Here is a 6,672-nt window from a genome sequence, read left to right on the forward strand (position 1 = left end):
GGCACGACTCGTCCAGGTCCAGCATCGGGGTGGATTTGAAGTATTTCACAGTGCTCCAGGATAGCAGCCACGAAATCATCACCGATATGTGGCACATCCTGCTTTTGTAATACGCCTGAATAGCCTGTAAGTCCTCAAGAGCGGACTGGGCGATGCGTAATTCCATTTACTTGATACCCAATGCTTTCCTGGCATCATCCAACGATACGGTGTTGCCCTCACGAACATCCACAAGCCCCTGCGCCACCGCCTTTACAAACCGCAATTCCTCTGCGGTTCTCTCATAATCCTCGAGCCCCTGAACAACAGCTATGCCGCGGCCACGGCTGGTGAGCAGGATGGGGCGATGCGTATCTTGCGCTCGGCCAACCACCTTTCCGGGATTGACCTTCAGGTCTGATAGAGGAATGACATCCTCGGAAAATTTCACTTGCATAGTGATTACCTGATCAACGATTTGGTGCCATAGAAAGCACCTGTTAACAGGTGCGGTCAAGAAATTTAACGACCTGCTCACGCACCCGTTTATAGCCGTGTTGATCTTTGGCACTGTAAATAACCCGATACGTACCGAATATCAGCTCCCTGATACGGGGCGATCCTAGCTCGGGAACCATTCGTCCACTTTCAGGAAAGTCGGCTGACCGTTCTACCGCAGAGAACAAGTCCTCCACCCAGCGCACCGCAGCATCCGGGTTATCTTCTGCTATATAGCGGGCTGTATCTTCCACACGCACAAGCGCGAGCGGGGACCAAACAATCTTCATGGAGCCAGCTTGCTCAAAACCCTGTTTTTCGCGTTTTCATGCGCAATGCCATCACCGGATGCTATCTGTTCTTCCACCTTATATAGCTCTTCCAGAATTTCAAGGCGCTCCTGCATCCTCTCGTACTCGTGAACATCCACCAATACGGCGACTCCGCTTATGCATCATTCGTAGTGGCTCCAGAGACGGAGGACTTTTACCACTTTCTCGTCTTCAAGCACTTGGTATACCAGACGGTGCTGGATATTGATTCGGCGTGAATAGGCACCCTCAAGATCACCAATCAGCTTCTCGAACGGGGGTGGCTTGCGGTACGGATCTTCTGCAATGAGTGCCAATAACTCTTCGGCTTTTGGTTTGAGGCCGCTGGAGGCCAGCTTCTTTGCGTCCTTCTGGGCTTGTTTGGTGTAAACCAACTTCCATGTCACCAGTTCAGCTCCTCATCGCATTCATCCACGGGAGTAACCATACCCTCACGAATAGACTCCCGCATACCGGGTACGGAGAGCAGGTAAAGTGTTTCCTGAATTGCAGACCAGTCTTCCTCGGAAACCAGGACGGCTTTGTTCCGCTTACCCATGATGACGATTGGCTGGTGGGATTCGGCGGTCTCGTCAATCAACCGATAAAGGTTGCTGCGCGCCTCAGTGGCTGTGATTCCGGTCATGACGCACCTCTTGCGTGTTCAACTTTTCACCAAGTGTACGCTTTCGAGTACGTACGTCAAGACGAACGCCAGCGGAGACACCGACACGCATGTGATGCAAAGGCTAGGAGCCATTGCGCGTTTCAATTGCATCAATGGCCTGTTGTAACAGCGCATTAAAGGCATCGGGCCTTTCCAGCATGGGAAAGTGGCCTGAATCCTCAATATAGAGAAGCTGATAGTCTTTAATATGCTTTTGGTTTTCTTCAAATGCGGTCGGCCATAGTCGTGCATTTATTGAGACCACAGGAACGCTGACATCCTTGAAGACAGCGGCGGCATCTCCGCTGACATACTGGCCCAAGTAGTTACGAAAGGCACTCATGGCCGGCGCCTTGGGCGCTGATGACATGTCTTCCATTATCCAGTTCATGAGCTGTTGATCGGTGCCTGCAGGGAACATTTGTGAAACAAAACCCTGCGTCGCCGTTCTGAAATCAGATTCAAATGGCGTTACCATCTCCTCAATGACGCTCTCAGGTGTACGTTCCCCAACGTTTTGCAGAGTATCGACCCCGACAATGCCCACAACCCTCTTCGGCATGAGCCTGGCCGCCTCGGCAATCACGCCACCTCCCATTGAATGCCCAATCAGAACCGCGCGACCAATGTTTTCCCTGTCCATAACGGCTTTCACATCCTGCGCGAAGGACAGCATTGAATAATCGGATCGCTCCAGTGAGGAATGCCCATGCCCTGCCAGGTCGACCGTAATGACCCGATAGTCTTTCGCGAATACCGGGACCTGCTCTTGCCAGTAGCGCCCGTCACAACTCCAGCCGTGAACGAAAATCAGCGCCGTTTCGCCCTCTCCGGCCACATCATAGGCGATACGCTCGGCGTCATACGACACGGCGACATCATGTCTGAGAGCAGACGGGCTACTCGCACATCCTGCCAATAGCAGGAAGGGTATCAGTAAGACCAGCAGCTGTTTTTTCATGTTTTTTCCTGTTCATGACCATTTTTGATTTCGCGTCAGGGATACACCCTTAAACCCGGGGCGGCGCGGGAGCACGCACTCCCGCATGCCTGAGGTCAGGCAGAGTCAGATCGCCCGAGCGACAATAAAGGGACGGTAGTCACTTTTCTTCGTGCCGTGCCGTTCGTTTTCAAGTATTTCAAACCCCGCTTCACCGATCGCTTGTACCAACGAACCCGAGGAGCATGTGGTCACGACGCTCGGGGCCTTGCCCACGAGACGCATAACCGGGATGGCAAGACGGATAAGAGAAAGAAAAGGGGGTCTGTCCCCTTTTTGTGTTGTGAAGGTATTCACCTGACAGTTGGCCACTAATAACTATTGGACTTCCACATCTTTTACTGCCGCAAAATACCTCGATACCATCGCCGAAAAATATTCATCCTCTCTATGATGCTTCAGTCCTCTATTTATAATTTCCTTTAGTATTGAGGCGCACTGATCTTGATTTTTACCTCCATTATATATTTTTATTAGCTCATTTCCTAATGCTGTGTATGGATAAGCGTCTGTAGCTCCGCGCAAATCTATTTCATTTTTAAGAATAAGAACTCCCTCGTTAAATTCATCCATGGTCGATTTATCTCCAACCCGGTACTGCTTGAGCAAAAGCTGTCCTAAAGCATGCCTTAACTGAAAAGAATCATATAAACCCAACCCTTTTCGGAAACAATGCAACGCGTCAGGAATATTTTTATCTCTCTCCAAAAACCTACCGTATTGGAGCCAAAATATTCCGTCATCAGAAAAATATCTTTGACACTCAGAATATATTTCGTGAATGTAGTGATAATTTTTCACACCTTTGAATAAGGTTTCAGTCAGATAGTGAAAAGAAAGGACTTTGCTGTAGATTTTGTAGCTAATAGGATGCCGCTTAATATCTTCAATTGTGAACTTTTTTGAAAGGCACTTCATCAATTCAATTATTTTATTTTTTAGACTTCTTTTATCAATATTTTTCTCTAGGTGGTATTGCGCTATTGAATGATGTCTAGATGTAAGCGTCATCGAAGTTCCACGATAATTGACTTTATCTTGAAGCTGAGAGTTTACTATCTTTAGGAGCGAGTCAATCGAAATAGAATATACCTCACACAAATAATTAACTGGAATCTGCAATCTAGATGCAGTAACCAGCGAAATAGTTTCAAAGATATCTTTAGGCAAACCACTCTCTATTTCGTAAAATTCTTCGGAAAGCCTTTCTTCGTATGATTTCCCTGTAGATAGATCATAAAGTGTCGCCAATAAATCCCCATTGTAACCATCATCAAAATCTATAATTTTTTTAACTGCGCAATCAAGGCTAATACCTTTGAGTTTCTCGAAGGTTATTCCTAGCTCTAGAGTTTTATTATAGAGACATTTAGCGTCTTCGTAATTAAGTTTTTCCAGTCTTATTTTTGAAATCACTCTTAGAGGTATTTTTGTAAAATGTCTCTTATTTCTTTCAAAGTGAATTGTTCGCTCTTCTAATACAAAACATATCTTACAGGCTGTTGAGCGGTCAATTGTTCGCTCGACTATTTCATTTATTGCATAGTAATAACTGGAGGATGCATCAATAAAAATTACTACCAACCCTTTTAAGTCTTTAATCGCATTCCATAACGCCTCAATATCAATTCCGTCCATTCCAATAAACTTATAAACATTGTTATGCGTTTTCGAAATTTCGGAAACAGCAAGCATTGAAATCGTTGTTTTTCCAGATGCCAAAGGACCTAACACCGCAAAGACTTTAGCTTTTTCTTCAGATTGCTCAAAATTAATAATTTCACGAGTAAGTTTTTTGTACGCTGATAACTCAGCTGGAACTTTATTTCTCACATAAAACCAATCTGGCATCGCGCCATTATAAAACAAAGAGAATGGTGCATTTTTGCTTGCCACTCGCATCAACTCTTCGTTTACAGAAGACATATTTTTTGTAAACCAAGCAACAGAGCTATCATCTGCGCTTTCAGAAAGAAAAGGTGCTTTCCTTCTGATGAATTTGTGTTTTGAGAGTGGAGAAACCAGAGAAAACAGGAATTCAAAAAACTCTTCTGCCTCTGCTCTAATTGGAGTAATTCCTCGCTTAATATATGATTTTCTTTCTAACTCTGTGAAGCTACGAAGAACTATCCAATTGTTCCTATTGGGTTCGTTTGAATCCCATATTTGACGCCGTCTTAATGAGGTTTCTATATCACTTTCTTTGAACTTAGAACCAACAAAAAGGCAGTTACCATGGGAAATATGTAGTGCGGACTTTAATAACCAGTCACTTTGATTGACAGAATGCTCTGCATAACTCACGTTATCAAATATAAACCCATCCAAAGGACTGGAAACCTTTCCGTGAAGGTAAACTAGTGGTGGTGATGTTGGAAGAGACTGAATTGGCTCTCGATCTTTATAATTGAATATTTGATATGAAGGAAATTTCGAACTTTGTGATTTATTAGATTCGATACAAAGCTCAGGAATAGTATCAATATTTGTAGTAAAAATCGCACGCCACCAATTTTGAAAAATTTTCAATTGCCAAGGGTATATTGTTTTTGCGGTGAAATTGCTTATAAGAAAATTCTCAAAGTTATCTATCTCGTCTTCTCCAACACCGAAAGCTGTTGGCAAGTCTGCAGAGCTCACGACCTCGTCGTCGTATCCTGCCTCATTACAGATTCTCTCTATTAATTCTGCTGTCGAGGGAATATTTAGATCGTTTATGGCAGGAGTACCGATACTAACTCCAGCACCTAAAAAAAGAGTAATATCTCCATTTTGCAGCAGCGGGGCAATTTCTTCCGTTATAATTTTCTTTTCTTCATTATTCATCAGTACTTCCCTGAGGTAAAATATTTTCGAGTTCCATAACATCTAGTGAGCATTTATACGCCCTGCAGCACAGACGTAAAAATGCCGGTTGGACTCAAGCGCCCATCCGGATAGCAACTACTTGTGTTAAAAGGGAAAAGCTTTTCAATCTGATCGGGGGTGTCGAGTGCATAACTCTCTTGGTTCCCGGTAATTGTGATGTTCCTTGAGCCTTTGATGGCCACGGGGCGTATCCGTTTGCTTCCTTATTACCTTAAATCTAACGCGGTTTTTAACCCGCGTCCATGCTTCGGGCACATGAAGATTCGGCATCATCGCAACAGGCCGTATCTGTCATTGTCGCATCCGTGCTGACACCCAATACGTCCAGAATATCAACTCCCTGATACGGAGTGATCCTACCTCGGGAACCATTCGTCCACTTTCGGGAAAGTCAGCTAGCCGCTCTACCTTGGATAATATGTCTTCCACCCACCATACCGCAGCATCCGGGTTATCTTCTGCTATATATCGGGCTGTGTCTTCCAAACGCTCCAGCGCTAGCTAGCGGGGACCAAACAATCTTCATGGAGCCAGCCTGCTCAGAACCCTGTTTTTCGCGTCTTCATGCGCGATGCCATCACCGGTGGTTATCTGTTCTTCCGCCTTATATAGCTCTTCCAGAATCTCAAGGCGCTCCTGCATCCTCTCGTACTCATGAACACCCACCAATACGGCAACGCCACGGCCTCGTTGCGTCAGCACCATAGGGCGGCGGGGTTCATGGATCTGTTTTACAAATGAGGCTACGCCTGCCCGGAATTCGGACAGAGGACGGATATCTTCGTCGACACGAACCCTTGACATGGAAATCACCTTGTACGCTCAGCTGTACAAAAAAGTACGATTTTACATAAGGGCAGGCAAGCTGACTGAGTAAATGGCTGGAAAGACAGGGATAGAAGGCCCCGCCGAACGGCGAGGCCTTACACGCTTACAGCTGCGTATGCAATCCGCACTCGCGCGTTTCGAGCGCTTTGGTGGGGTCGAAGTAGTCGTGTTCGTTGGGCAGATTGTGTTCGGCCAGGTAGGCGTCCATGTCGGCTTCGGTCCAGTTGAACAGCGGCGCAACCTTGATGATGCCGTCCTTGCTGGCCGTCACAATATCCAGTGACTGGCGGAATTCGGTCTGGTCCTTGCGGATCGCGTTCAGCCACAGGTCGGGCTTGAGTTCGGCCAGTGCGCGCTGGAAGGGTTCCAGTTTCACCTGACGGGTGAACTCGTCATGCTGCGGATCGTCCACATCGGGGATGCCGCCCATCAGCACGTTGCGACGGGCTGCGCTCATCTGCGGGATGAAGGTGTGGATGTTCAGGTTCAGATCCTTGATCAGCTTTTCCGCGAAGCGGTAG

General features: G+C 46.4%; 9 protein-coding genes. All 9 read right to left on the reverse strand.

Annotated elements, in window-relative coordinates:
* Window positions 1-166 precede the first annotated feature (166 nt).
* On the reverse strand, window positions 167-436 hold the full coding sequence (locus tag ACN0UY_RS12780) for a type II toxin-antitoxin system Phd/YefM family antitoxin (protein ID WP_206841042.1): 270 nt from the start codon (window positions 434-436) through the stop codon (window positions 167-169).
* 43 nt (window positions 437-479) lie between these two features.
* Window positions 480-767, reverse strand: a complete 288-nt coding sequence (locus tag ACN0UY_RS12785) for a type II toxin-antitoxin system RelE/ParE family toxin (RefSeq protein WP_417667606.1) — start codon at window positions 765-767, stop codon at window positions 480-482.
* 164 nt (window positions 768-931) lie between these two features.
* Window positions 932-1,195: a Txe/YoeB family addiction module toxin gene (locus ACN0UY_RS12790; protein ID WP_417667608.1), complete on the reverse strand. Its 264-nt coding sequence runs from the start codon at window positions 1,193-1,195 to the stop codon at window positions 932-934.
* Window positions 1,192-1,434, reverse strand: a complete 243-nt coding sequence (locus ACN0UY_RS12795; protein WP_354412235.1) for a type II toxin-antitoxin system Phd/YefM family antitoxin — start codon at window positions 1,432-1,434, stop codon at window positions 1,192-1,194. Before ACN0UY_RS12795 ends, ACN0UY_RS12790 begins: the two co-directional genes overlap by 4 nt.
* A 103-nt stretch (window positions 1,435-1,537) precedes the next feature.
* Entirely contained in the window at window positions 1,538-2,416 is an 879-nt protein-coding gene (locus ACN0UY_RS12800) for an alpha/beta fold hydrolase (RefSeq protein ID WP_417667611.1), read from the reverse strand.
* A gap of 357 nt (window positions 2,417-2,773) precedes the next feature.
* Entirely contained in the window at window positions 2,774-5,281 is a 2,508-nt protein-coding gene (locus tag ACN0UY_RS12805) for an SIR2 family protein (protein ID WP_417667613.1), read from the reverse strand.
* 333 nt (window positions 5,282-5,614) lie between these two features.
* On the reverse strand, window positions 5,615-5,809 hold the full coding sequence (locus tag ACN0UY_RS12810) for a type II toxin-antitoxin system RelE/ParE family toxin (protein WP_417667615.1): 195 nt from the start codon (window positions 5,807-5,809) through the stop codon (window positions 5,615-5,617).
* Window positions 5,810-5,845: 36 nt separating this feature from the next.
* Window positions 5,846-6,127 (reverse strand): type II toxin-antitoxin system Phd/YefM family antitoxin, encoded by a 282-nt coding sequence (locus tag ACN0UY_RS12815; RefSeq protein WP_417667617.1) that lies wholly within the window; start codon window positions 6,125-6,127, stop codon window positions 5,846-5,848.
* 127 nt (window positions 6,128-6,254) lie between these two features.
* Window positions 6,255-6,672, reverse strand: a 418-nt coding sequence (locus tag ACN0UY_RS12820) for a phosphoadenosine phosphosulfate reductase family protein (protein WP_417667619.1), incomplete at its 5' end; no start/stop codon positions are given.

It is taken from the genome of Pseudidiomarina sp. (assembly GCF_048268165.1).
Lineage (GTDB): Bacteria > Pseudomonadota > Gammaproteobacteria > Enterobacterales > Alteromonadaceae > Pseudidiomarina.